Origin of the sequence: Roseateles sp., assembly GCF_965229315.1 — a bacterium.
Classification (GTDB): Bacteria; Pseudomonadota; Gammaproteobacteria; order Burkholderiales; family Burkholderiaceae_C; genus Pelomonas.
The window spans coordinates 253,845-279,583 of record NZ_CBDDJA010000002.1; the positions used below are offsets into that span (position 1 = coordinate 253,845).

General features: G+C 70.3%; 26 protein-coding genes. 14 read left to right on the plus strand and 12 right to left on the minus strand.

Annotated elements, in window-relative coordinates:
- Positions 1–77 precede the first annotated feature (77 nt).
- The 9 genes from ACO07H_RS05910 (at position 78) to ACO07H_RS05950 (ending at position 8,402) form a co-directional block, all read left to right on the plus strand.
- Complete coding sequence (locus tag ACO07H_RS05910) at positions 78–632, plus strand: PEP-CTERM sorting domain-containing protein (RefSeq protein ID WP_422012107.1); 555 nt, start codon at positions 78–80, stop codon at positions 630–632.
- Positions 633–672: 40 nt separating this feature from the next.
- Positions 673–1,350, plus strand: coding sequence for a PEP-CTERM sorting domain-containing protein (locus tag ACO07H_RS05915; protein WP_422012109.1), 678 nt, complete (start codon positions 673–675; stop codon positions 1,348–1,350).
- Positions 1,351–1,513: 163 nt separating this feature from the next.
- A complete protein-coding gene (locus ACO07H_RS05920; RefSeq protein ID WP_422012111.1) occupies positions 1,514–1,834 on the plus strand; it encodes an ArsR/SmtB family transcription factor in 321 nt (106 codons plus the stop codon).
- A 124-nt stretch (positions 1,835–1,958) separates the two neighbouring features.
- Positions 1,959–2,471 carry an arsenate reductase ArsC gene (locus ACO07H_RS05925; RefSeq protein WP_422012113.1) on the plus strand — a complete coding sequence of 171 codons (513 nt, stop codon included), beginning with the start codon at positions 1,959–1,961 and terminating at the stop codon, positions 2,469–2,471.
- Between the two features lie 10 nt (positions 2,472–2,481).
- Positions 2,482–3,573 carry an ACR3 family arsenite efflux transporter gene (gene arsB, locus ACO07H_RS05930; protein WP_422012115.1) on the plus strand — a complete coding sequence of 364 codons (1,092 nt, stop codon included), beginning with the start codon at positions 2,482–2,484 and terminating at the stop codon, positions 3,571–3,573.
- The gene (arsH, locus tag ACO07H_RS05935) at positions 3,566–4,333 is read left to right on the plus strand and encodes an arsenical resistance protein ArsH (RefSeq protein ID WP_422012117.1); all 768 of its coding nucleotides are present in this window, start codon (positions 3,566–3,568) and stop codon (positions 4,331–4,333) included. The genes arsB and arsH overlap by 8 nt, the downstream gene beginning before the upstream one ends.
- Positions 4,334–4,384: 51 nt before the next feature.
- The gene (gene argJ / locus ACO07H_RS05940) at positions 4,385–5,614 is read left to right on the plus strand and encodes a bifunctional glutamate N-acetyltransferase/amino-acid acetyltransferase ArgJ (RefSeq protein ID WP_422012119.1); all 1,230 of its coding nucleotides are present in this window, start codon (positions 4,385–4,387) and stop codon (positions 5,612–5,614) included.
- A 118-nt stretch (positions 5,615–5,732) separates the two neighbouring features.
- Complete coding sequence (locus tag ACO07H_RS05945; RefSeq protein ID WP_422012121.1) at positions 5,733–7,862, plus strand: prolyl oligopeptidase family serine peptidase; 2,130 nt, start codon at positions 5,733–5,735, stop codon at positions 7,860–7,862.
- A 93-nt stretch (positions 7,863–7,955) separates the two neighbouring features.
- Positions 7,956–8,402: a GNAT family N-acetyltransferase gene (locus ACO07H_RS05950; RefSeq protein WP_422012123.1), complete on the plus strand. Its 447-nt coding sequence runs from the start codon at positions 7,956–7,958 to the stop codon at positions 8,400–8,402.
- A gap of 13 nt (positions 8,403–8,415) precedes the next feature.
- On the opposite strand, the gene ACO07H_RS05955 is transcribed toward ACO07H_RS05950, so the two are convergent.
- Genes ACO07H_RS05955 through ACO07H_RS05965 form a run of 3 tightly spaced genes read right to left on the minus strand, consistent with a single transcriptional unit; the run spans position 8,416 to position 10,967 of the window.
- A complete protein-coding gene (locus tag ACO07H_RS05955; RefSeq protein WP_422012125.1) occupies positions 8,416–9,801 on the minus strand; it encodes a hypothetical protein in 1,386 nt (461 codons plus the stop codon).
- Between the two features lie 58 nt (positions 9,802–9,859).
- A complete protein-coding gene (locus tag ACO07H_RS05960; protein ID WP_422012127.1) occupies positions 9,860–10,519 on the minus strand; it encodes an alpha/beta hydrolase in 660 nt (219 codons plus the stop codon).
- Positions 10,512–10,967: a GNAT family N-acetyltransferase gene (locus ACO07H_RS05965; RefSeq protein ID WP_422012129.1), complete on the minus strand. Its 456-nt coding sequence runs from the start codon at positions 10,965–10,967 to the stop codon at positions 10,512–10,514. Before ACO07H_RS05965 ends, ACO07H_RS05960 begins: the two co-directional genes overlap by 8 nt.
- 52 nt (positions 10,968–11,019) lie before the next feature.
- On the opposite strand from ACO07H_RS05965, the gene ACO07H_RS05970 reads away from it, so the two are divergent.
- Entirely contained in the window at positions 11,020–11,691 is a 672-nt protein-coding gene (locus ACO07H_RS05970; protein WP_422012131.1) for a histidine phosphatase family protein, read from the plus strand.
- 23 nt (positions 11,692–11,714) lie between these two features.
- Here the strand turns inward: ACO07H_RS05970 and ACO07H_RS05975 are convergent, their stop codons facing one another.
- Positions 11,715–12,470 carry a tRNA-uridine aminocarboxypropyltransferase gene (locus ACO07H_RS05975; protein WP_422012133.1) on the minus strand — a complete coding sequence of 252 codons (756 nt, stop codon included), beginning with the start codon at positions 12,468–12,470 and terminating at the stop codon, positions 11,715–11,717.
- Between the two features lie 134 nt (positions 12,471–12,604).
- Here ACO07H_RS05975 and ACO07H_RS05980 point away from each other — a divergent pair, with 134 nt between their 5' ends.
- A complete protein-coding gene (locus ACO07H_RS05980; protein ID WP_422012135.1) occupies positions 12,605–13,855 on the plus strand; it encodes a class I SAM-dependent methyltransferase in 1,251 nt (416 codons plus the stop codon).
- Positions 13,856–13,858: 3 nt separating this feature from the next.
- Here the strand turns inward: ACO07H_RS05980 and ACO07H_RS05985 are convergent, their stop codons facing one another.
- Positions 13,859–14,980 carry a phospholipase A gene (locus tag ACO07H_RS05985; RefSeq protein WP_422012137.1) on the minus strand — a complete coding sequence of 374 codons (1,122 nt, stop codon included), beginning with the start codon at positions 14,978–14,980 and terminating at the stop codon, positions 13,859–13,861.
- A gap of 603 nt (positions 14,981–15,583) precedes the next feature.
- Between ACO07H_RS05985 and ACO07H_RS05990 the strand changes: the two genes are divergently transcribed.
- Positions 15,584–16,351, plus strand: coding sequence for a PEP-CTERM sorting domain-containing protein (locus ACO07H_RS05990; RefSeq protein ID WP_422012139.1), 768 nt, complete (start codon positions 15,584–15,586; stop codon positions 16,349–16,351).
- A 170-nt stretch (positions 16,352–16,521) separates the two neighbouring features.
- Here ACO07H_RS05990 and ACO07H_RS05995 read toward each other — a convergent pair whose 3' ends face one another.
- From ACO07H_RS05995 to ACO07H_RS06025, 7 genes are all read right to left on the minus strand, one after another.
- The gene (locus ACO07H_RS05995) at positions 16,522–16,998 is read right to left on the minus strand and encodes a copper chaperone PCu(A)C (RefSeq protein WP_422012141.1); all 477 of its coding nucleotides are present in this window, start codon (positions 16,996–16,998) and stop codon (positions 16,522–16,524) included.
- 56 nt (positions 16,999–17,054) lie between these two features.
- A complete protein-coding gene (locus ACO07H_RS06000) occupies positions 17,055–18,188 on the minus strand; it encodes a PepSY-associated TM helix domain-containing protein (protein WP_422012143.1) in 1,134 nt (377 codons plus the stop codon).
- A gap of 2 nt (positions 18,189–18,190) precedes the next feature.
- A complete protein-coding gene (locus ACO07H_RS06005; RefSeq protein WP_422012145.1) occupies positions 18,191–20,452 on the minus strand; it encodes a TonB-dependent receptor in 2,262 nt (753 codons plus the stop codon).
- A gap of 103 nt (positions 20,453–20,555) precedes the next feature.
- A complete protein-coding gene (locus tag ACO07H_RS06010) occupies positions 20,556–20,954 on the minus strand; it encodes a DUF2946 domain-containing protein (RefSeq protein ID WP_422012147.1) in 399 nt (132 codons plus the stop codon).
- A 38-nt stretch (positions 20,955–20,992) separates the two neighbouring features.
- A complete protein-coding gene (locus tag ACO07H_RS06015; protein WP_422012149.1) occupies positions 20,993–21,523 on the minus strand; it encodes a YcnI family protein in 531 nt (176 codons plus the stop codon).
- An 11-nt stretch (positions 21,524–21,534) separates the two neighbouring features.
- A complete protein-coding gene (locus ACO07H_RS06020) occupies positions 21,535–23,841 on the minus strand; it encodes a TonB-dependent receptor (protein WP_422018598.1) in 2,307 nt (768 codons plus the stop codon).
- A 189-nt stretch (positions 23,842–24,030) separates the two neighbouring features.
- On the minus strand, positions 24,031–24,429 hold the full coding sequence (locus ACO07H_RS06025; protein ID WP_422012151.1) for a DUF2946 family protein: 399 nt from the start codon (positions 24,427–24,429) through the stop codon (positions 24,031–24,033).
- Between the two features lie 58 nt (positions 24,430–24,487).
- On the opposite strand from ACO07H_RS06025, the gene ACO07H_RS06030 reads away from it, so the two are divergent.
- Complete coding sequence (locus tag ACO07H_RS06030; protein WP_422012153.1) at positions 24,488–25,039, plus strand: TlpA family protein disulfide reductase; 552 nt, start codon at positions 24,488–24,490, stop codon at positions 25,037–25,039.
- Positions 25,040–25,083: 44 nt separating this feature from the next.
- Positions 25,084–25,737 carry a hypothetical protein gene (locus ACO07H_RS06035; RefSeq protein WP_422012155.1) on the plus strand — a complete coding sequence of 218 codons (654 nt, stop codon included), beginning with the start codon at positions 25,084–25,086 and terminating at the stop codon, positions 25,735–25,737.
- Positions 25,738–25,739: the final 2 nt, after the last annotated feature.

Consider the following 25,739-nt stretch of genomic DNA (forward strand, 5'->3'; position numbering starts at 1 on the left):
GAGTCGCCCCCCTAGAGTGCAGTTCATGCCCCGGCTCAATCCCGGGTAGACCCTGATAGAGAACCTGAAAGCGCGTCATGAAAACGTTGTCTGCAACCCTCGCCGCCCTGAGCCTGGCCGTCGCCGCCGGTTCCGCCATGGCCGCGCCTGTGGCCCTCAGCTTCCAGCAGACCGATGCAGACGGCTACGCCGCAGACCTGTTCTCCGGCGCGCCAGGCGAGTTCAGCGACATCCACAACTTCGTGCTGAGTGGCAACGTCTGGCTGTCCGGCGAGATCAAGGCCGTCATCGTCGACGCCGGCCCGGAGGCGACCACGCCCTACCTGGACATCCAGCAGGCCTACCTGAAGTCGGTGACCAGCGGCCAGCGCATCGACCTCGTGCAGACCGTCGGCTTCGACTGGGCGCACGGCTTCAGCGGTACTGAGGTCTGGACACTGTCGCCCGTGCTGCTGACCGCAGGCGAATGGACGCTCTATGTGTCCGGCGTCGGCATCAACGACAAGGGCGCCGACGGCTATGACGCCACCTTCAATACTGTCGCCGGTGAGCTGCCTGAGCCGGCCGCGCTGGCCTTGGTGGCCACGGCGCTGGCCGCACTGGCCCTGAGCCGCCGCCGCCGTGGTGCCTGAACCGCGCCGCCCCTTTGACCGCCTGAACTTCCACACGGCCATGACCAAGCAACTCATCCTCCTCGCACTTGCCGCCGCCGCCAGCTTCACTGCCGCCGCAGCCGACGTCAGCATCACCTACACGGGCAAGGACACGAGCTCGCCGGTGATCCGCACGTCCCTGACCGGCCAGATCGCCGCCGGCGTGCTGAACTACGTGGACTCGACGTCGGGCAACAGCTTCCTGGCCTACTGCATCGAGCCGGCCCAGCCCAACGCGCCGACCACCTTCGGTGCGCAGACCTACAGCGTCGGCAGCTTCACCGGCACGCAGGCCGCGCTGCTGCAGGCGCTGTACTCCAGCACCTTCGCCTCGGTGCAGTCCACCACCGAGCAGGCCGCGTTCCAGCTGGCGGTCTGGGAGCTCACCAACGAGACGTCGACCGCGTTGAGCGTGACGCAGAACGCGGGCAGCTTCTACATGCGTGCCGCCAACAACACCCAGGCCTCTGTGCAGACCGCAGCCTCGCTGGAAAGCCTCGCCAACGGCTACCTGGCCGCCGCCCAGAGCTACCAGGGCGAGTCGTTCTACACGTTGACCAAGCTCACCAACGCGAGCTACCAGGACCTCATCGTCGCCACGTCCATCAACGCCGTGCCCGAACCCGAGACCTACGCCATGCTGCTGGCGGGCCTGGGCATCGTCGGCCTGGTGGCACGCCGCCGCCTGCCGCGCTGATTCACTGCGACGCGGTCACGCGTCCACTGGGAGGCTCCTTCGGGAGCCTTTTCCATTTGCGCTTCGCGCAAGCCGCCGACTGCCTCGTCGCGTGGCGGTCCGACTTGCGGTGCGGCGCCAATGCGCACTTGCTTCCAGATTGAATTTCCATAAAAATGGAAATATGGAAGAGTCGGAAGTCATCAAAGGCCTGGCGGCCTTGGCGCAACCGCTGCGGCTGCAGGTGTTCCGCGCGCTGGTGGTCGTCGGCGAGGCGGGGTTGACGCCCGGCGCCATCCAGGAGGCCCTGGGGGTGGCGCCCGCGACCTTGTCCTTCCACCTGAAGGAACTCGTCAGCGCCGGCCTGGTCACCCAGCAACGTGTCAGCCGCAACCTGATCTACCGCGCCAACTACGCGTGCATGGATGATCTGCTCGGCTATCTCACCGACAACTGCTGCCAGGGTGCCGCCTGCGCGGTGCAACCCGGCGGTGCCTGCTGCTGAGCCGGTTGACCATGCCCGACAAGACCTTCGGCGTTCGATCGGACGGCCGACGCAGCCCGTCGCGGCTTAGGTGCGGCGTTCATTCAACCCGGGGCCGGGCAGATCAGCGCCCGCGGAGCTTCCCATGACCACCCACGTCCTCATCCTCTGCACGCACAACGCCGCCCGCAGCATCCTCGCCGAGGGCATGCTCAACCACTGGGCGGAAAGGCTCGGCAGGGATGTGCGAGCCCACAGTGCGGGCAGTGCCCCCAGCGGTCGCGTCAACCCCTTCGCCCTCGAAGCGCTGCAGGCCGCTGGTGTCGACACGGCCCCTTGCCGCAGCAAGAGCTGGGACGAGTTCAGCCAGCGCGACGCACCGCCGCTGGCCCTCGTCATCACCGTCTGCGACAGCGCGGCGGCCGAGCAATGCCCGGTGTTCTTCGGCGCGAATGGCGATGGGAGCCAGCCGGTCAAGGTGCACTGGGGCTACCCGGACCCGTCCCACGCCGAGGGCGGCGATGACGGCAAGCGACGCGCTTTCGAACTGACCCGCCAGGCCCTCGGCTACCGCATGCTTCAGCTGGCGCAACTGCCGTTTGACACGCTGGACCGCCAGGCGCTGCAGGCGGCGCTGAGCCACATCGGCCACAGCTGAGGCGACGCCCATGAACACCGCTGCCTTGCCTGCATCGCCCCCCGCGCCGCTGCCGATGAACGTCTTCGAGCGCTACCTGACCGTCTGGGTCTTCCTCTGCATCGTCGTCGGCATCGCCCTCGGCCAGCGCTTTCCCGGGCCGTTCCAGGCCGTCGGGCGCATGGAAGTCGCCCAGGTCAACCTGCCTGTCGGCCTGCTGATCTGGGTGATGGTCATCCCGATGCTGCTGAAGGTCGACTTCAGCGCGCTGCACCAGGTTGGGCGGCATTGGCGCGGCATTGGTGTCACGCTGTTCGTCAACTGGGCCGTCAAGCCGTTCTCGATGGCATTCCTCGGCTGGTTTTTCATCCGCCAGGTGTTTGCGCCGCATCTCCCGGCCGGCCAACTGGACAGCTATGTGGCCGGCCTGATCCTGTTGGCCGCCGCGCCGTGCACGGCGATGGTCTTCGTGTGGAGCCGGCTGACCCACGGCGACCCGCTGTTCACGCTCAGCCAGGTGGCGCTGAACGACGCCATCATGGTCTTTGCATTCGCACCCATCGTGGCACTGCTGCTGGGCCTGTCGTCGATCAGCGTGCCGTGGGACACGCTGCTGGCCTCGGTCGTGCTCTACATCGTGATCCCGGTCGTCATCGCCCAAGTCTGGCGCCGGGCCTTGCTGGCCAAGGGGCCGGCGGCATTCGGCGCGGCGCTGCAGCGGATCGAGCCTTTGTCGATGGCAGCGCTGCTGGCCACGCTGGTGCTGCTGTTCGCGTTCCAGGGGACGGCCATCCTGCAGCAGCCGCTCGTCATCGCGATGCTGGCCGTGCCCATCCTCATCCAGGTGGTCTTCAACTCGGCCCTGGCCTACTGGCTCAATCGCAAGCTGGGCGAGGCTCACAGCGTCGCTGGGCCGTCCGCACTGATCGGTGCCAGCAACTTCTTCGAGCTGGCCGTGGCTGCGGCCATCAGCCTGTTCGGGTTTGAATCCGGCGCTGCATTGGCAACCGTGGTCGGCGTGTTGATCGAAGTGCCCGTGATGCTGCTGGTCGTTCGCGTCGTGAACCAAAGCAAGGGGTGGTACGGGCGCGAAGCGCAAGCCGCCGCGGCCCGCCATGTCTGAATTGCTGTTCCCCGGCGCGACGTTCCCGGCGCTGCGCGCCGACCTCTTCGACGTGCCGGCACAACGTCAGCTGGCGGTGCCCAGGCCTTCATCACACCCGCCGCGCATCCTGATGCTGTACGGCTCGCTGCGCGAGCGCTCCTACAGCCGGCTGCTGACCTTCGAGGCCGCCCGCCTGCTGGAGGCCATGGGCGCGGAGGTGCGCATCTTCAACCCGAGCGGCCTGCCGCTGCCGGACGATGCACCGGAGACCCATGCCAAGGTGCAGGCGCTGCGCGAACTGGTCGTCTGGTCCGAAGGCATGGTGTGGACGTCGCCGGAGCGCCATGGCGCCATGACCGGCATCATGAAGGCGCAGATCGACTGGATTCCGCTGTCGTCCGGCGCCGTGCGCCCGACCCAGGGCAAGACGCTGGCCGTCATGCAGGTGTCCGGTGGCTCCCAGTCCTTCAACGCGGTCAACCAGATGCGCGTGCTGGGGCGCTGGATGCGCATGCTGACCATCCCCAACCAGTCGTCCGTCGCCAAGGCCTTTGCCGAGTTCACCGACGAGGGGCGCATGAAGCCGTCCGCGTTCTACGACCGCGTGGTCGACGTCATGGAGGAACTGGTCAAGTTCACGCTATTGACGCGTGACGTGGCCCCCTACCTGCTGGATCGCTACAGCGAGCGCAAGGAAAGCGCGGACGAGTTGTCCCGGCGCGTCAATCTCGTCGCCGCGGCCGGCAGCACCGCGGTGAGTGACGCGCCCGGCACCTGAGGCGCTTGGGGTTCCTACAATCCGCGCGTTTTCCCTCAACCGCCGAGCGACATGCCCGTCAACCTGACCGCCCCTGATCCCGCCTCCCTCCTGCCCGTGCCGGGCGTGCGCCTCGGCGTGACCATGGCCGGCGTGCGCAAGGCCAACCGGCGCGACCTCAGCGTCATCGCGCTGGAAGAGGGCGCCGCCGTGGCCGGCGTCTTCACGACCAACCGCTTCTGCGCCGCGCCGGTGCAGGTCTGCCGCGAGCATCTGGCCGCAGGCAGCGCCATCCGCGCGCTGCTGATCAACACCGGCAATGCCAACGCCGGCACCGGCGCCGACGGCCTGGCCCGGGCGCGCGAGACCTGCCAGGCGCTGGCCGGCCTGATCGGCTGCCAGCCCGAGCAGGTGCTGCCGTTCTCCACCGGCGTCATCATGGAGACGCTGCCGGTGGACCGCATCGTCGCCGGCCTGCCTGCTGCGCTGACCGCGCTGCGTGAAGACGGCTGGGGCGAAGCGGCGCTGGGCATCATGACGACGGACACGCTGCCTAAGGCCGCGTCGCGCCGCATCCAGATCGGCGGCGTGCCGGTCACGCTGAGCGGCATCTCCAAGGGCGCCGGCATGATCCGGCCCAACATGGCGACCATGCTCGGCTTCGTCGCGACCGATGCCAACATCGCCCCGGCGCTGCTGCAGCCGCTGGTGAAGGAGGCCGCCGACGCGTCCTTCAACCGCATCACCATCGACGGCGACACGTCCACCAACGACTGCTTCATGCTGATCGCCTCGCGCCGCGCCGCGCATGCCGAGATCACGTCGCTGGACAGCGCGGATGCGCAGGCGCTGCGCGAGGCGCTGATCGCGCTGGCGCAGGAACTGGCCCAGGCCATCGTGCGCGACGGCGAAGGCGCGACCAAGTTCATCACCATCACCGTCGAGGGCGGCCGCGACGAGGCCGAGTGCAGGCTCGCCGCCTACGCCATCGCCCACTCGCCGCTGGTCAAGACCGCGTTCTTCGCCAGCGACCCCAACCTCGGCCGCATCCTGGCCGCGGTCGGCTATGCCGGCATAGCCGACCTGGACCAGGGGCTGATCGACCTGCACCTGGACGACGTGCACGTCGTCACCCAGGGCGGGCGGCGGCCGGAGTACCGCGAGGAGGACGGCCAGCGCGTGCTCAAGCAGGCCGAGATCACCATCCGCGTGGGCCTGAACCGCGGCGCGGCGCGCGCCACCGTCTGGACCTGCGACCTCAGCCACGACTACGTCAGCATCAACGCCGACTACCGGAGCTGACGCGCGCCGGCGGCGGCTCGCCTGGCGGCGGGCCGCCGGGTAGAAGTCCTCTGTGACCAACGGCGCACCGCGCACGCCGGGCCACACTGTTGCATCCGTTCCCTTCAGGCCACCCTTGATGAAGCTCACCCTGTCCGCACTTGCCCTTGCCGCCGTGCTCGCCACCAGTGTCCAAGCCCAGACGATGACCTACCCCGCCACGCGCAAGGTCGACCAGACCGACACCTACCACGGCACCACCGTCGCCGACCCCTACCGCTGGCTGGAGGATGACAACAGCGCTGAGACCAAGGCCTGGGTCGTCAAGCAGAACGAGGTCACGAACAAGTTCCTCGCTGCGATGCCGCAGCGCCTGCCGACGCGCCGCATCTACACCGAGCTCTACAACTACGAGCGCTTCGGCATCCCGTTCCAGGAAGGCGGCCGCTACTTCTGGAGCCGCAACGACGGGTTGCAGCAGCAGAACGTGTACTACTGGGCCAAGTCGCTGAAGGACAGCCCGCAGGTCGCGCTGGACCCGAACGCGATGAGCAAGGACGGCACGGTCGCGCTCAGCGGCGTGGCGCCGTCGCGCGACGGCAAGCTGCTTGCCTATGGCATCGCCGGCGCCGGCTCCGACTGGCAGACCTGGAAGGTGCGCGACCTCGCCACCGGCCAGGACCTGGCCGACAGGATCGACTGGGTGAAGTTCAGCAGCGCCTCCTGGACGGCCGATGGCAAGGGCTTCTTCTACGCCCGCTACGACGCGCCCAAGGAAGGCGCCGCGCTGACCGGGGCCAACTACTTCCAGAAGCTCTATTACCACCGCCTGGGCACGCCGCAGGCCGACGACGTGCTGGTCGCCGAGAACCGCGACGACAAGGAATGGGGCTTCGGCACCCAGGTGTCCGATGACGGCGAACTGCTCGTCATCAGCGTCTGGAAGAGTGCCGGCAGCAAGAACGGCCTGATGGTGCTGCCGCTGCCCAAGGGCGCGTTCGCGGGCGGCAAGCCGCAGCCCGTCACGCTGGGCTTCGACGCGCAGTACACGCCGGTCAACGCCATCGGCGGCAGCCTCGTCGTCAAGACCGACAAGGACGCGCCGCGTGGCCGCCTCGTCGCCATCGACCTGAAGAACCCCGCCGTGGCCGGCTGGAAGACGCTGGTGGCCGAAGGCCCCGACGCGATGACCGCCGCCTCCGCCGTGGGCGGCCACTACCTGCTGAGCTACCTGCACGACGCCGCCACGCTGGTGCGCGTGCACGGCGCCGACGGCAAGCGCCTGTCCGAGGTGACGCTGCCCGGCATCGGCACCGCCAGCGGCTTCGGCGGCCGCTGGAGCAGCCAGGAAACCTTCTTCAGCTACACCAGCCTGACCAACCCGGCCGAGATCCACCGCTACGACGTGAAGACCGGCCAGATCGAACTGTTCAAGCGCCCCAAGACGGCCTTCAACCCGGACGAGTTCGAGACGCGCCGCGAGTTCGTCACCAGCAAGGACGGCACGCGCTTCCCGATCTTCATCGCCGCGAAGAAGGGTCTGAAGCTGGACGGCACGAACCCGACGCTGCTGTACGGCTACGGCGGTTTCGACATCCCCATCACGCCGGCCTACGGCGCCACGTCGGCCACCTGGCTGAAGATGGGCGGCGTCTACGTCATCGCCTCCATCCGCGGCGGCGGCGAATACGGCTCGGCCTGGCATGACGCCGGCACCCAGCTGAAGAAACAGAACGTCTTCGACGACTTCATCGCCGCCGGCGAATGGCTGGTCGCCCACAAGGTCGCCAGCCCGGCGACGCTGGCCATCAACGGCGGCTCCAACGGCGGCCTGCTGGTGGGCGCCGTCGCCAACCAGCGCCCGGACCTGTTCGCCGCCGCCGTGCCGCAGGTCGGCGTGATGGACATGCTGCGCTACCAGAAGTTCACCATCGGCTGGGCCTGGGCGACGGACTACGGCACCAGTGCCGACAGCCCGGAGATGTTCAAGGCGCTGTACGCCTACTCGCCCATGCACAACGTCAAGGCCGGCGCCAGGTACCCGGCGGTGCTCGTCACCACCGGCGACCACGACGACCGCGTCGTGCCGGCGCACAGCTTCAAGTACGCCGCCGCGCTGCAGGCCGTCGACACCGGCCCGGCACCCAAGCTGATCCGCATCGAGACCAACGCCGGCCACGGCGCCGGCAAGCCCACCTCCAAGATCATCGAGGAGCGCAGCGACGTGCTGGCCTTCATCGCCAACACGATGAAGCTCGAAGTGAAATGATGCCCCTCGTCCAGTTGCGCCGCGACCCCTCGCCAGGCACTACCGCCAACGGGACGGCTTGGTGAACTGGGCCGGCGCTGGACCCGCAAGCTGATGAGCAGCGCGTCCGCGATCCGCGATCTGGGCGTCGGCGATGCTGGCGCCCTCATCACGCTCTACGAGCACCTGAATGCCGGCGACGCGCCGCCCTCGCCCGAGGGGGTGCGCGCCGTTTTCGCGCACGCGGGGCTGCGGCACTTCGGCCTGTTCGACGGCGAAGCGCTCATCGCCAGCTGCAACCTCGCCGTCATTCCCAACCTGACGCGCGGCGGCCGCAGTTACGGCGTCATCGAGAACGTCGTCACGCACGCCGGCCACCGCGGCCAGGGGCATGGCCAGGCCGTCATCCGGCATGCCATCGAACAGGCCTGGACGGCCGGCTGCTACAAGGTCGTGCTGACCACCAGCCGCAAGGACCCCGCCGTGTGGGCCTTCTACGAGCGCTGCGGCTTCGACAGTGGCGACAAGCGCGCCTTCGTCATCCGCCGCCCCGCCGGCTGAACAGGTCGTTGGCTCAGAAGTTCACGGCCCTGGTCTTCATGCCGCGCGCCACCAGCGTCGCATTGATGAGCTGGGCCTGCTCGCGGCTGGGGAAGGGCCAGACCGTGGCGCGCCAGCCTTCTGGCGTCTGGATCACGTCGCCTTGCAGCGCGTCCGGGTTGCTGTGCACGCCCACCAGTCCCGCCTTCATGCGCTTGAGCAGCGCCTCGGCCTCGGCCTTGCTGCCAGGCGGGCCGACCAGCGCCACGATGGCGGCGGCCGGTGCCTCGGCCAGGCGCGCGAGGCGCGGGTCCGCCGGCTCGGGCGTCCTGTCAGCCTGCTTGGCCGGTGCCGCGGCCTTCTGCGCGGTCTCGGGTGCTTTCCCGGGTGATCGTTCAGCGGCGGGTTTCTCGGCGGCCCTCTCGGCGGCCTTGTCGGCGGCTTTGTCGGCGGCCTTAGAGGCGGCCTTCTCCGCCGTCTTCTCGTCCGCCTTGTCTGCCGCCTTGTCTGCCAGTTTCCCCGAGGACAGCAGCGGCGGCCGTGGCACGCCGTCGGCGCGCTGGACGAAGCGCGGGCGGATGTCGGGCTGCGACCCGGCCTGCTCCGGCAGCTCGCTGGCTGCGACCGCGGGCGCGGCCTCGGGCGTTGACGCTTCAGGCCCCGGCGCCGACGCGGCTTCGGCTTGCGGCGCGGGGGCCGATGCCGGCTCGCCCGCCACGGCCGAGGCGGGCGTGGCCGCGACTGCCGATGCGGCCTCGGCCGGTGCCGCCGCCGCGTCCACCGCGGGTGGCACTTCGTGGCGCGGCCAAAGCGCGTAGCCACCGACGGCCACCAGCAGCGCCAGCACAGCCCCGGCAAGCCCCAGGCGCCGCGGGTCCCAGAGCCGGCGGCCGAGGATCTCCGACGGGATGCCGCGGCCGCCCAGCACGCGGGTGCGGGCGCTGCCCACATCGATGCCGGCGCTCATCAGGTAGAGCTCGAACGGCCAGCCGCCATGCAGGCCGGCCAGCGCCTCGTCGATGACGACCACTCGCCACGGCTGGCTCTCGGGAGACGCGGGCGGCTCGGCGAAGCCGTGCGCCAGTGCAAAGCGCTCGACCTGGTCCGGGCTCAGCCCCGGCAGGAATTTCTCGCTGAAGGCCCGCCACTGCGTGCGCGGACCGCGGCGGGCCAGCTTGCCGGCCAGCCCGGCCAGGCGCTGCAGCCAGACGGCGCCGCGCGACACGGGCGGGCCGGCGGCCAGCTCGTCGAAGCTGACCGCATCGGTCAGCACCGGTTCCACCAGCCCACCCGCCTGCGCCGACGCGCGCACGAACGGCAGCGCGACGACGCCGATGGTGTGGATGTCGCCCGTGCCGATGCGGCGCGCCAGCGGGTGGCGGTTGTGCCAATCGACGATCTGTTCGGCCAGGCGTTCCATGACTAACGGATCATCCCTGACGTGTCCGGGCGCCGGTGACGCAAAGAAGGCCGCGAATTCAAGCCAGTTGCTTCAGCAGCCAGGCGTTCAGGTCCTGGATCTCTGCCATGCAGACCGAGTGCGGCATCGGGTAGTCGTGCCACTCGACCGCGTAGCCCAGGGCGAGCAGCGCATCGCGGCTGGCGGTGCCGCGGGCCGGCACGACGACCGGGTCCTGCGTGCCATGCGCGAGGAAGACGGGCAGCGTGGCGTTGGCGGCCGAGCGCTCGGCGGCCGTCGTCGCGGCCAGCGGCAGGTAGCCCGACAGGCCCACCACGCCGCCCAGCCGCTCGGGGTAGCGCAGCGCCGTCATCAGCGCCATCGCGCAGCCCTGCGAGAAGCCCATGACGACGATGCGCTCGGCCGGCACGCCGCGCTCGCGTTCGCGGTCGATGAGCGCGGCGATCTGCTGCTGCGATTCGCGCAGGCCGGCCTCGTCCTCGCGGCGCGTGAGGTCGGTGCCGACGATGTCGTACCAGGCGCGCATGACGTGGCCGTTGTTGATCGTCACCGGCCGCTCGGGCGCATGCGGGAACACGTAGCGCACGGCGCCGAGTGCGGTCAGGTCCAGTTCGCCGCAGATGGGCACGAAGTCATGGCCGTCGGCGCCCAGGCCGTGCAGCACGATGAGCGTCGTGCGCGGTTGGGGGCCGGTCTCGATGACGTGGGTTTCAAGCATGGCGGTTCCAGTCTGCAAGGGTCAGTTCAAAGCGTTGGTCGCCGTGCGCGTCCAGGCCGTCGCCTGTGGGACGCCAGCCGGCACGGCGGTAGAAAGCCTCGGCGCGGGAGCGGGGTTGCGTGCCCAGGTCCAGCCGTGTGTGGCCCTGGTCGAACAGCCAGTTCACCATCACGTCGTGCAGCCGCCGGCCATGCCCCTGGCCGTGCAGCGGCGGGTCCACGAACAGCGCCCAGATGCGGCCGTCGCGCGCGTCGCCGATGGCGAAGCCGGCAATCCTGAGATTCGCGCCCTGCGCCAGTTCGACGACCCAGCCGCGGCCGAGGTCTGCCAGGTAGGCGTGCAGCTCGGCGTCTGAAATGCGCCCCGGCGTCAGCCTGTTCTCGGCGACGGCATAGCGCACGCGCCAGAGTTCGGCGGTGTCGTCGCGGGTGGCGAGGCGAAGCGTCATGGCGTCATTGTCGCGACAGCCGGCGGCGTTCCAGCCCTTCATGATCCAAGCCATGGGAAGCCTCTACCTCGTCCGCCACGGCCAGGCCAGCTTTGGCGCTGCCGACTACGACCAGCTCAGCGCCAAGGGCCACGAGCAATGCCGCCACCTGGGTGCCTACTGGCGCGAACGCGGCCAGCGGTTCGACGCCGTCTTCACCGGCACGCTGAAGCGCCATGCGCAGTCGCTGGCCGCCATCGTCGAGGGTTACGGGGAGGCGTTGCCGGCCCTCGCGCTGCCGGGCCTGAACGAGTACGACAGCGAGGCCCTCGTGCGCGCCGTCCACCCCGGGCCGCTGGGCGCGCCGCGCGACCCCGAGGCCGTCAAGCAGCACTTCCGGCTGCTGCGCCAGGGCCTGCTGGCCTGGATGCGCGGCGAGACGGCGCCGGTGGGCATGCCGGCGCACGCCGACTTCGCCGCCGGTGTGGCCGACGCGCTGGACCGCGTGCGGGCGCTGGGCGTGGGCCGGCAGGTGCTCATCGTCTCCAGCGGCGGGCCCATCGCCACGGCCGTGACGCAGGTGCTGTCCGCGCCGGCGGAGACCTTCGTGGAGCTGAACCTGCGCATCCGCAACTCGGCCGTCACCGAGTTCGCGTTCAACCCCAAGCGGCACCACCTCATCACCTTCAACACGCTGCCGCACCTGGACACGGCCGAGACGCGCGGGCACATCACGCACGCGTGACGTCGGGGCAGGCCGGCGCTCGATCAACGGGCGGTCGCTGCCTGCCGGGCCATTGCGTCATGGAAGCGTCGATGGGCTGCGCCGTCCCAGGCGACGGGCAACTGGTTCCTCGCCTGCAGGTAGTGGTGCGTGAAGACGCCCAGGTACGCGTCCAGGACCGTGCCGGCGACCTCGTCCCCGACGAGGTGCAGGCAGCGCGCAGCCACCTCGCTGGTGCAGAGGTGGTCGTCGCACCGGGATCGACGCAGCCGGTATTGCGAGGCCGCGTCGGGCGCCAGGCTGAGCACCGGCAGGGCGTTCAGGTAGGGGCTGCGGCTGAACATCTTGCGCGCCTCCGACCAGGTGCCGTCCAGCAGCACGAACAGGGGCCGCCTGCTCTTGCCGCCCGGGCCGGTCGCGCACGGCGCGACGGTGTGCACCACGCGTTCCGGCGCGGCGTACTGGCCCGGGAAGACGACGTAGGGCTCCCAGGCCGGGTCGCGCAACAGCGCGAGGAGCGCCGGATCGGGTTGGGTGCGCGACCAGCCGAAGGCGAAGGTGTCGGCCACCAGGTCCGCGATCAGCCAGCCGGTGTTGGTCGGCTTGAGCGGTTCGATGTCGGCCATCAGCAGGCACACCGCGGCACGCGTGGGCACGGGCGTGCGCAAGGCGCACAGGCAGTGCGACGGGAGCAGCCGGCAGCCTTCGCAGCGCTCCTGCTTGAATCCGCCGCGAGCTGAAAAGGGCTTGGTGGCGATCGCCAGGCGCGCGGCGCGCAGGGCAGAGACGGCATGGGACATGCGCGGATTGTCCGAGCAGCCGGGCCACCCGGATCGCTCCGCGAGCCGTCTGGCGCGGGCGGGCCGGGCGGTCGGCTCGCCGGTTTGCCCTGCGGGATGCATGGGGCAGCGGGTGATCTCGGACAATCCCGCGCATGTCAGCGCCCTTGTTCACCGCCCTCGTCACCCCGCCGCCCGCCGCCACGGCGCCTGCACATGAACGCTTCCTGCACCTCGTGCGCCTGGCCCTGGCCAGCGGCCAGTTCGGCAAGCTGCTGCTGTCCGGCCCGGCGGGCGACGACAGTGACGTGGAGCGCCTCACCGTGCGCGCCATCGAGCTGCGCGGCGAGCCGGCGCTGAGCTTCCTGTGGAAGCACGCGACCCGCGACGTCACGAAGAACCATGCGCCCGAGGCCGGCCTGGCCGAGATCGCGTCACTGCTGGGCACGCGCTTTCGCAACGCCCACCTGCACACGGCGGTGGCGGAGGTGCAGTTCGCCGTCAGCCGCAAGGGCCGCGAGACGCTGCGGGTGACGCGCGTGGACGGTGGTGGCGACGCGCCGGCGCCTGCCGCGCACGACAAGGCCAAGCACCGGCCGCTGGACATGGCGCACACGGTCTGGTCGGCGCTGGGGCTGACGCATCTCGTCAAGGGCGAGCCGGCGCTGGTGCCGGCCATGGCGCGCAAGTGGAAGCAAATCAACCGCTTCGTCGAGATCCTGTCGGCTGCGGTGTGCGAGGCGGCTCTGACCGGCCCCGTGCGCGTGGCTGATTTCGGCTCCGGCAAGGGCTACCTGACCTTCGCCGTGCACGACTGGCTGCAGTCGCAGGGCCTGGCGCCGCGCGTGATGGGCATCGAGCTGCGCGACGACATGGTGAAGCTCTGCGACGGCATCGTGCAGGACGAGGGCCTGCAGGGGCTGCGTTTCGACCAGGGCGACGTGCGCACCCAGGCCGTGCAGCCGCTGGACGTGATGATCGCGCTGCACGCCTGCGACATCGCCACCGACCACGCGCTGCACGTGGGCCTGCAGTCGGGGGCACGGGTCATCATGAGCTCGCCCTGCTGCCACAAGGAGCTGCGCCCGCAGATGACGCTGCCGGCGGTGCTGCGGCCCATGCTGCAGCACGGCATCCACCTGGGCCAGGAGGCCGAGATGGTGACCGACTCGCTGCGTGCGCTGCTGCTGGAGAGCCAGGGCTACCGCACCCAGGTGTTCGAGTTCATCGCGCTGGAGCACACCAGCAAGAACAAGATGATCCTGGCCGTGAAGGCGCAGGGGGCCGCCGCCGAGGCGCTGGCCGCGCGCCGGCCGGAGCTGCTGGCGCAGATCGCCGAGATCAAGCGCTTCTACGGCTTGCGCGAGCAGCGGCTGGAGCAACTGCTGGCGTGCGAAGCCGGCTGAGCCTCAGAACTGCAGGAAGCTGAAGCCGGTGCCGATGCTGGTCTGGCGGAAGTTGTAGTCGGTCAGCGTCTCGCCATAGCCGCGGAACACCTGCACGTACCAGCGCAGGCCGTTGGGCTGTTCGCTGAAGACCGGGTAGGTCCACTCGAACTGCAGTGCGCCGTACTTGGCGTCCTTCAGCGTCGTGCGGTACAGCAGCTGCGCCGTGTGCTTCTCGTGCGCCCAGTTCAGCTGTAACTCGCCCCGGCCGCGGTAGCCCACCAGGTCGGGGTTGTTGTCCGTGGCGGCCCCCTCCTTGAGCCGGCTCAGCAGCCGCGTGACCACCGACCAGTCCCCCCGCTCGAAACCGGCCGCCAGGTTGATGCGGTTCCAGCTGCGCGACAGCGGGTCGGACTGGCCGTTGGACTGGTGGGCCAGGCCCAGCTGCGTGTAGCGCCACTGCCAGTCGAACGGCAGCCGGCGCAGCCCTTCGGGCGTGGGCACGACGTAGATCAGCTCGGGCTCGTAGTCGCTGTTGCGGAACGGCTTGGAGTCCTTGCCGTTCCAGATCTGCCACATGGCCTGCTGCGTGAACGCGGCCCACAGGTCGGCGCCGGGCAGCAGCACGTCCTGTGCGAGCTTGGTGCGCACCGAGAACTGGAACTTGGCCTCCTCGCGCCGGTAGTTCGGCAACTCGACGGCAGCCTGGCTGGGCGACTGCGGCGCGCGGTTGATGCGGCTGGTCAGGTGCAGCGGCAGCACGTAGCTGGCCTTGTAGCCGACGAAGTTGAAGACGCCCCGCTTGTCCTGGGCATCCAGCTCCCAGTACTTGGACATCAGGCTGGGCGCCGCCTGCGTGTCGCCGGCCACGGCCACGGCGGCATTCTTGGGCGCCAGCAGCGACGACGACGGCGGCGCGCCGCCCGCGGGGTTGTCCGTGTAGGCCGGCGGCACCTCCGGTGCGGGCGCGCGGCCCATGGCCTTGTCGTAGCAGGCCAGCCGGTCGGCCGGCGGACCGATCTCGGTACACGCCTGCAGCGACGGGTTGGCCGGCGTCTGCGCCTGCACGGCGGCCGGCGCCGCGAGCAGGGTCAGCAACAGGGCGCCGCAGGCATGAAAGCGGTGTCGAGCAGGCGGCGTGCGCATGGGTCCTTCCGGTGTGTCCTCGGCCTTCCCGGCCTGTGGTCGCCTCGAATCAGGCGCCGAAGTCTAAGGTGCGGCAGGTGACATCAACACCAGTGGCCGCAGACAAAAAGCCCCGGCTGGCGCAGGCCAGCCGGGGCTCGAAAAAGCGCCTCACGCCGCCCGGGACGCGCGCCAGCCGGAACTGGGGCGCATGGGGCTGCGGCGATCACACAGCGCGTGCGGCCGTCATGAGCGGCGCGCCGGCGGGGGCCGGTCGCACCGCGGAGCGGGCCGAAAGTCTTTGCTCTTGGTCGCGGGCGGATCGCGAGGTCCGCCTCGCCAGGGGCCGCAGCGTTGCCGGGGGCCGTGCACTGGTGACGGGTTGGATCATCGGCGCGGCGGCGTTTTGGCAATGCCGCAATCAGCACCGAAGGCGGGCTGTTTATCCGCGCCAGACCGCCAGGGCCTGTTGCCGTAGCGTGAACAGGCCTAGGGTGAAGCCCCGCCCTGCAGTCAGGGGGTGCCGACAGCTCCTGAACAGGCTCGATCTTTACGCTGCTTTCACCTCTCGTAACAAGCCTTGGCGCGTCCCGAGACCCCATCTTTTCTTCCCGAGGAGTGCTCATGTCTTTCGATTTCCGTCACGGCCTGTTGGCTGCCGCATTCACGCTGGCCAGCGCCACGGCATCCGCCGCACTGGTGTTCGACAACATCTCGTCGCCGCTGAATTCCCAGGGCGGCACCATCACCGCCACGAGCAGCACGCCCAACACCTTCATGGGTGACGGCTATGTGCTGAGCGCCGGCACGACGCAGATCACCGGCTTCGACCTGTTCGCCTACAACAACACCGGCGTGAACTACACGGGCCTGAAGCTCAACGTCTACGTTTGGGGTGGCGTCAACACCGGCACCGTCAGTGCCGCGGCGCCTGCGTTCAGCAACCTGCTGGGCAGCTACAGCTTCACGTCCAGCGGCACGTTCACCACCGGCTTCTTCTACTCGTTCGAAGACCCGACCAATCCGGGCGCCACCCCCGGCATCGCGCTCAACAGCCCGCTGAACCTGTCCAGCAACACCGTCGGCATCACGGTCAACATCCAGGGCACGACCGACGGCGTCACCTACACCAGCGCCAACAGCCTGACGTCGCTGATCACCTACGGCACCTTGCCCACCACCGGCAGCCTGGTGTTCAACGGCTACTACCGCAACGGCAACAACGAGGTCAACGGCAACTTCACGTCGGGCGTGCGCAGCCTGGGCTTCACCAACCAGGGCGTGGCGCTGCGCGTGTATGGCAACGTCACGGCCGTGCCGGAACCCAGCACCGTCCTGCTGATGGGCGTGGGCGTGCTGGGCCTGCTGGCCTGGCGCCGCCGTCAGGCCTGACTTCCAGGGCCTGACACTGACGAAACGCCGCTCGCGAGAGCGGCGTTTCTCATGGGAGCGCCCGTGCGCGCTGCCGGCCGGTGGCCACCCGTCGGACTTGCTGCCTGAGCCCCCCTGACCCGATGTCAGCCAGCCAGTCGATGTGACCTGTGGATCCCGGCCACCCCGCGTCAATGCTTGTGGTCAGCGTGCTCGTCCGCCTTTGGCGCGGCAGCACCAAGCGCGCGGACTTCCGCCGTGACTTCCACGGTCTCCCGCTTGCCGCCCTGGTTCTCGATCACCAGCGTCAGCGGCACGCGGTCGCCGGGCTTCAGCTGTTGCTTCAGGTCCATCAGCATGACGTGGTAGCCGCCGGGCGTCAGCGACACCGCCTTGCCCGCGGGCAGCGACAGCGACGGCAGCGGGCGCATTTTCATCACGCCGTCCTGCATCTTCATCTCGTGCACCTCGACCACGGGCACCGCGGCTGAACTGACCGACACGAGCTTGCTGTCCTGCGCCGCGGTGAGCTGCATGAAGGCGCCGGTGGCCTTCTGCTGCGGCACGGTGGCGCGCACCCAGGCGTCCTTGACAACCAGCTGTGCAGCAGCGGGGGCGATGAGCACGGCGCTGCACAGTGCAGCGACGAGTGAGGGTTTGATATGCATGGTGAGCCTTTCTGTTGAAGTAGGAAACGGTAGTCGAGAGCCCGGCGCGGGGCTGATCATGGTGACGTGGCGACACGGTGCTGCTGCGCGGCTCGGCGCACGCATCGCCAGCGCCACAAGCCGGTGACGAACAGCACCGCCGGCAGCAGGCCGATGAGCAGCAGCAGCACGCGCAGGCCCACGCCGCCCGCCGAGCCGTCGTGCAGCGGATGCAGCCAGTTGTTGATGACATTTGCCGTGCCGAAGGCCTTGCGGTCACGCGTGGCGAGCAGCGCGCCGGTGTGCTGGTCCACATAGGCATAGCTGTGCGGAAACCGGGTGCTCGGGTCGCTGGGCTGCTGCACGCGGACCAGGATCACGCCGTTGCCCGGCCCGGGCGACTCCACCCAGGCCAGCCGGGCCTGCGGGAAGGCGGCCCGCGCGCTGGCGAGCGCTCGTGCCAGCGGCACCTGGACGCCGGCCGCAGCCAGGGACCTGACCTGGGGCGCCTTCGTGGGCGCGCCGACGGTGCCCGCCAGCACCGCGTTGCTCTCGTCCGGCAGCGCCAGCATCACCCCTGTAATGGCCAGCATCAGCAGCAGCGGCAACCCCGCCAGGCCGGCGAGCTTGTGGATGTCGCGCAGGCGCCGAGAGCGCACGGCGCCGCGCTTGAAGTGCAGCGCCCGCGCCAGGCTGCCGCGCGGCCACCAGGCCCACAGGCCGGACAGCAGCAGCACGGCCATGGCCAGGCCGGCCCAGCCGACGAAGGCGCGGCCCCCGTCACCGAGCAGCAGCTCCATGTGCAGCTCATACAGCCAGGTCATCAGGTAGCCGCCCCACTCGGCCTCGCGCAGCAGCTCGGTGCCCTCGGGCGAGAGCCACACCATCACGCGCCGGCCATGGTGGCCGCCGCCCGGCGGCTGGTAGCGCGCCGCCAGCGCACCGGGCTCGCCGCTGGCCTCGAAGCGCCAGGCGCCCGTGCGTTCGGGCCATCGCGACCGCACGGTCGCCAGCGCGCGGTCCCACACCGGCGAGTCCCAGCCCGGGGCGGGGCCGGTGGCGGCCACGCGGATGGCTGGATGCAGCGCCGCGTCCAGCCCCTCGTAGAACACCAGCGCCGAGCCGGTCAGGCCCAGCAGCACGAAGAGCGCGCCGATGCCCAAGCCCAGCCAGAGGTGGAGCTTGAGGATGAAGGCCCGGATGCGCGGCATGCTCAGAACCGCGCCAGCAGCGACACCTCGACGCTGCGCGGCGCGCCCAGGTAGACGTTGGTGGTCGGGTAGCCCGAGTACTCGCCGTAGAAGGCGTTGCCCAGGTTGCGCCCGCGCAGCGTCAGCGTGGTGGCGGCCGAGACCTTCCAGGCCAGGGCCGCGTCCAGCGTGGTGCGGCCGTCCACATGGATGCTGTTGGCCGTGTCCGTGTAGAAGCCCGACACGTGGTGCACGAAGCCGCTGACCGACACCGGCAGGCCGGGCACCGCGTAGGTGACGAAGCCGTTGGCGGACGTGACCGGCGTGTTGATGGGCCGGTTGCCGGTGCGCACCGCGCCGCCGGCCTCGATGAGCTGGTCGTACACCGCATCCACCACGCCGATGCCGGCCCCCACGCTCAGCGCGCTGCCCAGGCTGGCCGCCCCGTTCAGCTCCGCGCCGCGCGACGACTGGCGGCCGCCCTGCACCGTCTGCGACGGGTTGGCGGGGTCGCGGGTCAGGATGTCGTCCTGGCGGATGGCGTAGACCGCGCCAGTCAGCGACAGGCGGCGGTCGGCCGTCGTCGCCTTGAAGCCGGCCTCGGCTGAGCGGCCCCGGGTGAGCTTGAAGCCGGTGTTGACGATGGACTGGGTCAGCATGGACGACACCGGCACCGCGCCGGACGTGACCTGCGCGTAGACCGACGTGGCCGGGCTCAGCGCGTAGGTGCTGCCCAGGCGCCAGGACAGCGGCCGGTAGCGCGGCCGGGCCGCCTGCACGGTGTTGGGCGTCACGTTGAGGTTGGTGACGCTGCGGTCCAGGTCGATGTCGTCGCGGCGCAGGCCGGCGACCAGCAGCCACTGCGCGCTCAGGTTCAGCGCGTCCTCGGCGAACAGCGACGTCGTCTTCAGCCGGGAGTCGAAGTTGACGTTGCCGGCGCTGTAGCTGGCGTCGGCCGTCGGGAAGCTGCCGACGACGGGCGCGTACGGGTCCACGGCGGCCAGCGCGCTGGCGGGTGAGGTCTGGCGCAGGCTGGCGAAGTCGGTGTGGTTGACCTCCATGCCCGCCGTGAAGCGGTGGCGCAGGCCGCCGACGTCGCCCGCCTTGGACAGCGCCGAGCGCACGTTCCAGAACTGGTGGTCGTGATAGAAGCGCTGCACCGTGCGCGAGAAGCTGCCGTTGGGCAAGGCCGCGGTCGGCGCGACGAAGGTCTGCGTGTCGCTGAGCACGAAGGCGCGGTCGGCGGTGTAGGCCGTCAGGTCGGTGCCCAGTGCCCAGCCCTGGCCCAGCTGCCAGTCGATGCGGCTGCGCAGCGTGGTCTCGTCCGCGCTGGAATAGGCGCCGTCGGGGTTGTAGTTGCGGTGGCGCAGCGCCCGGTCGATGACCAGGCCGTTGGCGCTCTGCAGGATGCGGCTGGGCTCCCTGGCCACGGCGGCCTGCACCAGCGGCACGCCCTGGTAGGTGCCGTCGTAGCGGTCGGCGTAGTGGTCCACGGCCACCAGCACGCTGAGGTCGGCGCTGGGCTTGAGCAGCACGCTGCCGGTCAGGCCGCGCGAGCGGGTGGCGTTGCGCTCGACGTCGTACAGGCTGTCGGACTGCAGCTGGCTGGCGTCCACGCGCACGGCCACCGTGTCGGACAGAGGCAGGTTGGCACCGGCCGCCAGCGTGCGGGTGTTGAAGCTGCCGTCGCTGGCCAGCGCGTCGACATGCATGCCGTCCAGCGTGGGCTTGCGCGTGACCTTGTTGATGGCGCCGGCCAGCGCGCCTTCACCGAACAGCACGGAGGCCGGGCCCTTGATGACCTCGATGCGGTCGAAGTGCCAGCTGTTGGTGTCGCGCTGCACGATGGTGGAGGTGGACACGCGCACGCCGTCCTGCAGGATGGAGACGGCATTGCCCGAGAAGCCGCGCATCATCACGGCGGCCGGGTTGCCGGGCACGTTGCCGGCGATGGCGCCGGGGATGTCGGCGAAGGCCTCGCGGGCGGTGCGCAGGCCGCGCACCTGCAGGTCTTCCTGCGTCAGCGTCTGCACGGTGGCGGGCGTCTCGCGGGCGGTCAGGCCCAGGCGGCTCGCGGCGGCGGGTGTGTCGTCGAGCTTGAGGCGGTCGCGCGCGCCCACGACCTCCACGCGGCCCAGCGGCTCGCTGGTGGGGGCGTCATCGGCCAGGGCGGCGGCGGGCAGCAGCAGGGTGGTGGCCAGCGCCTTGACCAGCGTCTTGGGGCGGGGCGGGGTGGCGGTGTCGACAGGTGTCATCGCGCGGAACGCGCGTGTGATCCAGTGCATGGGAGGGAACTCCTGAGGGCCGCCCCGGGGCCGGGGCGGCAGGCGTGAACGATGGGATGCCGCGGCCCGGCGTCTCGGCGCCGGGCGCAGCCGTGTCCGAGGCTCAGGCGTTCAGTGGCGGGGCGCGGGGCTGGGCGCTGGCCCAGGTGCGCGGGGTGCGCGGCGTCAGCCGCAGCGGCTCGGGCCGCGGCAGGCTCAGCGCCAGCAGGGCCGGCGCCGCAGGCGCTGCCGGCGGCAGGCCCAGCGCATCGACGTGCAGCGCGCAGTAGGGGCAGTGGGTGGTGACGTGCCGGCGGGACCGCTCGGCCGGCGCGGCCGTGTCTGCAGCGGCGCCGTCGTCCAGGCGCACCAGCTTGGCGCCGGTGACCGAGCAGATCTCCACCCAGCCGGCCGGCACGTCGCGCTGCACCAGGTGCGACAGCACAGGCGCGAGCGCACCCCACAGGAGGGCGAGGCACGCCATCCAGCAGGCCAGGCGCTTGATCTGACGGCCGTCGAACATGAGGGGATGAAGAGGGATTGCCGGGCGCGTGGACAGGCTCAGTGCGCGTGCTCGGCGGCGGCGGGCCTGGCCGGCACCACGCTCAGGCGCACGGCCGGTGCGCGCGGCCTGGGGTTGTCGGCGCTGGGCTTGTCGGCCCAGTTCCACTCGCCCTCGGTGCAGCGCTGGCGCACCGCGAACCACAGCTCGCCGGGCTCGGCCGGCAGGCTGGCGCGCACGACGAACTCGTCGTACCAGGCGTCCTGCAGGTAGTCGGCCTCGCTGTTGGCCGTCCAGCGCGCTTCGGCCAGTTCGTCGGTGACGGGCTTGCCGTGGCTCTCGTAGGGGGCCTTGAGCGGGCGGCGTGTGGTCGTCAGCGTCCAGCCGGCCTTGGGCATGGGCTTGGCGCCGCGCAGGCCTTCGGGCAGCGTGACGACGACCGCCCGGGTGGCCGCGCCGTCGCATCCGTGGCCGATCTTGAAGGTGGCGCGGTAGCTGCTGCCGGCCGGCGCGGCGGGCTGCTCCAGCGTGACGTGGGCCGACGCCGCGCCGGCGGCCAGCAGCAGGGCGAAAAGGGGCAGGTGCTTCATGGCGAGGGTCCTCACAGGTCGAACTTCAGCTCAGCGGTGTAGCTGCGCTGCGGGTAGGGGTGGAAGTTCCAGTAGGTGTCGTTGTTCAGGTTGTCCACGCCGAACGCGGCGCTCCACTGGCGGTCGATCTTCCACAGCACGCGCAGGTCGGCCGTCGCGTACTTGCTGACGCCCTGGTAGGCATAGCCGTTCACGTCGGCGTTGTTCAGCGTGCGGTACTGCGGGCCGCTGTAGCGGGCGGCCAGGTGGGCGCTCCACTGCGCATTGAAGCGGTAGCCGGCCTGCACGGTGGCGCGCCAGCGCGGGATGTTGGGCTGCCACTTGCCCACCGTATCGCCCGGCGTCGCGACGAAGCCGGTGTTGGCCTTGATCTTGGAGTCGGTGTAGGTGAGGCTGCCGGACAGGTCCAGCCCCTTGAGCCCCCAGTCCGCCGCGCCCAGCGTGGCTTCCAGGCCGGTGGTGCCGATCCGGTCGACGTTCTGCACACGGCTGATGTTGAGATTGGCGACGGGGTCGAACGTGGTCTGCGAGTACAGCGAATCGCGCGTCGTCTCGGCGAACAGCGTCACGCGGGACTGCCATGCACCCCAGCCCTGCTCGGCGCTCAGCTCGGCCGTCCACGACTTCTCGGGCTTGAGGTTGGGGTCGTTGATGTACTTCGAGTTGGTTGTCGCCGTGGCGCCGTAGAGCTCGCTCACCGTGGGCATGCGCACCGCGCGGCCGACCGACGCCTTCAGCACGGTGTCGGCCGCCGCCTGCCAGGACAGCGCCGCCTTGGGCGACAGGAAGGCCTCGCTGCGGGACGGGTAGCTCTGGCCGGCCGTGGCCGAGAAGTCCGTGCGGCCGTCAAAGGCCTGCCAGTGCTCGGCGCGCAGGCCCACGACGGCTTTCCAGTCTGCGTTCAGCAGCCAGGCGTCCTGCGCGTAGGCGGCCTGCAGCCGGGTCTTGCCCTGCACGTTGTTGGCCAGGGTGCCGGGGCCGTCCTGCAGGTAGTTGCCGTTGATGTTGGAGGTCAGGTAGCTGAGCTGGTAGCTGTCCTGCTGCAGGCCGAAGTCCACGACGTGCGCCGTGCCCACGGGGCGCCAGATGCCCTTGGCCGCGAGCGTGTGCCAGCCGGTGCCGCTGCCGTCGGCCAGCGTGCCCGCGCCGCCGGTCCAAGCGCCCGGCTGCGGGTTGGCCGCGGCGTTCTGGCGCTTGTCGTCCTTCTGGTAGTCGTAGAGGCTGGCGGCCAGCTCCCAGTCCCACTCGCCGCCGGTGCGGCTCTTGACCGACAGGCCGTGCATGACGTGCTGCAGCTTCTCGCGGGTCAGCCCGAAATCGCCGCCGGTGGGGCCGGCGAACTGCTGGCCACCGATGTTGAGGGTCTCCTTCTTGTCGGCCGCGAGGCTGCCCTTGTAGACCGGGTTGCCAGCGGCATCACGCAGGTAGCTCTCGGAATTGCCGTCCGAGTCGTTGTGCCACACGCCCAGCACATAGCTGGCGCGCACGCTGGGGCTCAGGTCGTAGGCCAGCTTGATCTTCAGGTGGTCCTGGCGCGTGTTGTATTGCGTGGCCGAGCCGAGCAGCAGCCAGGGCTGGTTGGCGTTGTTCAGCCCGGGCACCGCGCCAGTGACGGGCGTGCCCGCCGTGCCGGTGACGCCGGTGGAGGCCAGGCGGGTGGCGAAGGTCAGCGGCTGGCCGTCGCTGTCGGTGTGGTTGACGTTGATCCACCAGCTGAAGTCGCCGGCGCGGTCGCCCAGCGAGGCGCTGGCTGCCCAAGCCCGGTAGGTCGTCTTGGTGTTGTAGAGCTCGAACGGCTGGGACACGACGCCCACCTTGGCGTGGGCCTCGAACTTCGTCGGCATGCGGGTCACGTAGTCCACCACGGCGCCCACCGAGTTGCCCGGGTAGGCGGCCGAGAAGGGGCCATACATCACGTCCACCCGCTCGATCTCCTCGGGCGTCACCAGCCCCCAGCGCGGCGGGAAGCTCAGGCCGCCCACGCCGTTGCCCAGGTAGTTGGACAGCAGGATGCCGTCGGCATAGACGGCCGAGCGCGCGCTGTTGCCGGTGCCGGAGGCGCGGCTGGACAGGATGGCGTGGTTGTAGTCGCCGATGTAGCGCTTGCGCACCAGCAGGCTCGGCAGGTATTTCAGCGCGTCTTCGGAGTCGGTCGCGTTGACGCTGCGCTCGATCTCCTCGCGCGTGACCGTCTCGCGGGTGGTGGGGATGTTGGTGGGCAGCGAGCTGGGCGCGGCGCCTTGCACGCGCACCAGGCCGAGCTTGTTGCGGGGGGCGGGTTCGGTGACGGTTTGCTGGGTGGTCGCGACGAGCGGCATGTCATCGCAATCGCAGTCGTCACAGGCCAGCACGGGGCTGGCGGTAAGGCTCAGCGGCAGCGCGGCGCAGGCCGCAGCCGCGCGCGAGAAGGGCATTTTTTTCATGAAAGGGCACAGATCGGAGTCGGGCCGCAACCGGGCGGTCGGCGGCGAACGCCGGGCCTGGACGGCCGCGGCACGCGAGGAGACTCAGATCTGCGCGGGTGGGGCGCGTGCGCTGGACGGCCGCCAGGCGTGGGCGGTGACGGGCGCGGTCCAGAAGCGCTCGGGTGCTTGCAGCACCAGGTCGTCGCGCAGCATCAGCTGCGGCATGACCGGCGGCCCCGCCAGGTCCGTCACGTTGATGTGACAGGCCGCGCAATGGCCGTGGGCCAGCAGGTCCAGCGCGGCTTCCACCGGCGTGGGCTTGGCCGCGTTGGTGGCGGTGGGCGCGCGGCACACGTCTTGCCACGCCGAATAGTCGCCCCGCGCATGCGCGAGCGCCGCGCTGATGCCCGGCGCCAGCAGGCCCAGCACCAGCACGGCCAGCCACCACCAGGCTTGGCGTCGGGCATGGGCGCGGCTGAAGGCGCGAGGCAGGGCGGGCATTCATGGATTCTAGGTGGCGGCTTGTGCTGCCAAGATCGCGCCGATCAGGGAGAGCCAGATGACGAACACATTGCAACGCCGCGAGCTGCTGGCCTGGGGCGGGCTGACCGCGATGGGCGGCGCCACCGCCGCCCAGGCCGACGAGCCGGCCAAACCCAAGCCGCCCGAGCGCGTGGCAATGGACGCGTCGCTGGGCCAGATGCTGGATGGCAAGGCGGTGACCCTGGCCGATTTCGCCGGCAAGCCGGTGGTGGTGTTCTTCTGGGCCTCGTGGTGCCCGCACTGCCGGCGCGAGCTGCCGGAGATGGAACGCCTGCAGCTCGCGGCCCAGGACCGCGCCCGCGTGGTCGCCGTCAACTGCGAGGAGCGCGCGGTCTTCCGCAAGTTGAGCCGCCAGCTGTCGGAGGCCAGCAAGATGCTGCACACCTACGACCCCGAGGAGCGCAGCGGCAAGGCGTTCTCCAAGCCGCCGTCGGTGCCCTACACGCTGGTGATCCGCACCGATGGCACCGTGGCCGCCACGCAAAGCGGTTGGGGCGACGACAGCCTGAACTACATCGTCAAGCACGTGGACCAGGCCATCGTCGCCGCCCAGCCGCCGTCTAGCTGAATAGGGGTTGTGCGCCGCAGGCCGGGCAGACCACACTGCGCGGCATGGATGCCGCCCCAACGTCGCCGACCCTGGTCCCCCCGCCGCCCAAGCCCCTGCCCGCCCGACTGCTGGGCTGGATGGGCGCCGAAGGTCCCAAGCTGCTGGCCAGCATCGTCGTGCTGGTGCTGGGCTTCTGGATCAAGGACTCGGTGGACCTGGCCATCAAGCAGCGACAGCTGGACCTGAGCTACACCAAGGAGATGCTGGCGCTGCTGCAGCAGCTCACGCAGGAAGACGACCTCGGCAAGCTGAACAACGCGGCCGTGGTGCTGGCCTCATTCGGCGAGCCGGCGCTGCCCGCGCTGCTGATGGAGCTGCGCCGCCCCGACCTGCACGCCGTGGCGGCCACGCGCGGCCTGGAGGCCATGGCCGTGCGCGAGCCCGACACGCTGTGCCGCGTGCTGCCGCCGCTGCTGCTCAAGCGCAACCAGCACTACGACCTCACGGCCCACCGCGCGCTGCTGGGCCTCATCGGCGACAACGGCTGCCGCAAGGCGCTGCCGCAATTGCGCCGTTACCGCGACCTCGTCACCGCCGCCGTCGCTGGCAAGCCTGCTGAGCTGCGCGAGCGCATCGGCGGCGACATTGCCGCGCCGGCCGAGGCCTACCCGCGGCTGAAGCAAGCGGTGGACGACGCCATCGCCAACCTGGAGTAGCC

What these genes read in the sequence shown, in the direction of transcription:
- ACO07H_RS05910 (WP_422012107.1), top strand. Translation starts at nt 78, where the DNA reads ATGAAAACGTTGTCTGCAACCCTCGCCGCCCTGAGCCTGGCCGTCGCC.
- ACO07H_RS05915 (WP_422012109.1), top strand. Translation starts at nt 673, where the DNA reads ATGACCAAGCAACTCATCCTCCTCGCACTTGCCGCCGCCGCCAGCTTC.
- ACO07H_RS05920 (WP_422012111.1), top strand. Translation starts at nt 1,514, where the DNA reads ATGGAAGAGTCGGAAGTCATCAAAGGCCTGGCGGCCTTGGCGCAACCG.
- ACO07H_RS05925 (WP_422012113.1), top strand. Translation starts at nt 1,959, where the DNA reads ATGACCACCCACGTCCTCATCCTCTGCACGCACAACGCCGCCCGCAGC.
- arsB (WP_422012115.1), top strand. Translation starts at nt 2,482, where the DNA reads ATGAACACCGCTGCCTTGCCTGCATCGCCCCCCGCGCCGCTGCCGATG.
- arsH (WP_422012117.1), top strand. Translation starts at nt 3,566, where the DNA reads ATGTCTGAATTGCTGTTCCCCGGCGCGACGTTCCCGGCGCTGCGCGCC.
- argJ (WP_422012119.1), top strand. Translation starts at nt 4,385, where the DNA reads ATGCCCGTCAACCTGACCGCCCCTGATCCCGCCTCCCTCCTGCCCGTG.
- ACO07H_RS05945 (WP_422012121.1), top strand. Translation starts at nt 5,733, where the DNA reads ATGAAGCTCACCCTGTCCGCACTTGCCCTTGCCGCCGTGCTCGCCACC.
- ACO07H_RS05950 (WP_422012123.1), top strand. Translation starts at nt 7,956, where the DNA reads ATGAGCAGCGCGTCCGCGATCCGCGATCTGGGCGTCGGCGATGCTGGC.
- ACO07H_RS05955 (WP_422012125.1), bottom strand. Translation starts at nt 9,801, where the DNA reads ATGGAACGCCTGGCCGAACAGATCGTCGATTGGCACAACCGCCACCCG.
- ACO07H_RS05960 (WP_422012127.1), bottom strand. Translation starts at nt 10,519, where the DNA reads ATGCTTGAAACCCACGTCATCGAGACCGGCCCCCAACCGCGCACGACG.
- ACO07H_RS05965 (WP_422012129.1), bottom strand. Translation starts at nt 10,967, where the DNA reads ATGACGCTTCGCCTCGCCACCCGCGACGACACCGCCGAACTCTGGCGC.
- ACO07H_RS05970 (WP_422012131.1), top strand. Translation starts at nt 11,020, where the DNA reads ATGGGAAGCCTCTACCTCGTCCGCCACGGCCAGGCCAGCTTTGGCGCT.
- ACO07H_RS05975 (WP_422012133.1), bottom strand. Translation starts at nt 12,470, where the DNA reads ATGTCCCATGCCGTCTCTGCCCTGCGCGCCGCGCGCCTGGCGATCGCC.
- ACO07H_RS05980 (WP_422012135.1), top strand. Translation starts at nt 12,605, where the DNA reads ATGTCAGCGCCCTTGTTCACCGCCCTCGTCACCCCGCCGCCCGCCGCC.
- ACO07H_RS05985 (WP_422012137.1), bottom strand. Translation starts at nt 14,980, where the DNA reads ATGCGCACGCCGCCTGCTCGACACCGCTTTCATGCCTGCGGCGCCCTG.
- ACO07H_RS05990 (WP_422012139.1), top strand. Translation starts at nt 15,584, where the DNA reads ATGTCTTTCGATTTCCGTCACGGCCTGTTGGCTGCCGCATTCACGCTG.
- ACO07H_RS05995 (WP_422012141.1), bottom strand. Translation starts at nt 16,998, where the DNA reads ATGCATATCAAACCCTCACTCGTCGCTGCACTGTGCAGCGCCGTGCTC.
- ACO07H_RS06000 (WP_422012143.1), bottom strand. Translation starts at nt 18,188, where the DNA reads ATGCCGCGCATCCGGGCCTTCATCCTCAAGCTCCACCTCTGGCTGGGC.
- ACO07H_RS06005 (WP_422012145.1), bottom strand. Translation starts at nt 20,452, where the DNA reads ATGCACTGGATCACACGCGCGTTCCGCGCGATGACACCTGTCGACACC.
- ACO07H_RS06010 (WP_422012147.1), bottom strand. Translation starts at nt 20,954, where the DNA reads ATGTTCGACGGCCGTCAGATCAAGCGCCTGGCCTGCTGGATGGCGTGC.
- ACO07H_RS06015 (WP_422012149.1), bottom strand. Translation starts at nt 21,523, where the DNA reads ATGAAGCACCTGCCCCTTTTCGCCCTGCTGCTGGCCGCCGGCGCGGCG.
- ACO07H_RS06020 (WP_422018598.1), bottom strand. Translation starts at nt 23,841, where the DNA reads ATGCCGCTCGTCGCGACCACCCAGCAAACCGTCACCGAACCCGCCCCC.
- ACO07H_RS06025 (WP_422012151.1), bottom strand. Translation starts at nt 24,429, where the DNA reads ATGCCCGCCCTGCCTCGCGCCTTCAGCCGCGCCCATGCCCGACGCCAA.
- ACO07H_RS06030 (WP_422012153.1), top strand. Translation starts at nt 24,488, where the DNA reads ATGACGAACACATTGCAACGCCGCGAGCTGCTGGCCTGGGGCGGGCTG.
- ACO07H_RS06035 (WP_422012155.1), top strand. Translation starts at nt 25,084, where the DNA reads ATGGATGCCGCCCCAACGTCGCCGACCCTGGTCCCCCCGCCGCCCAAG.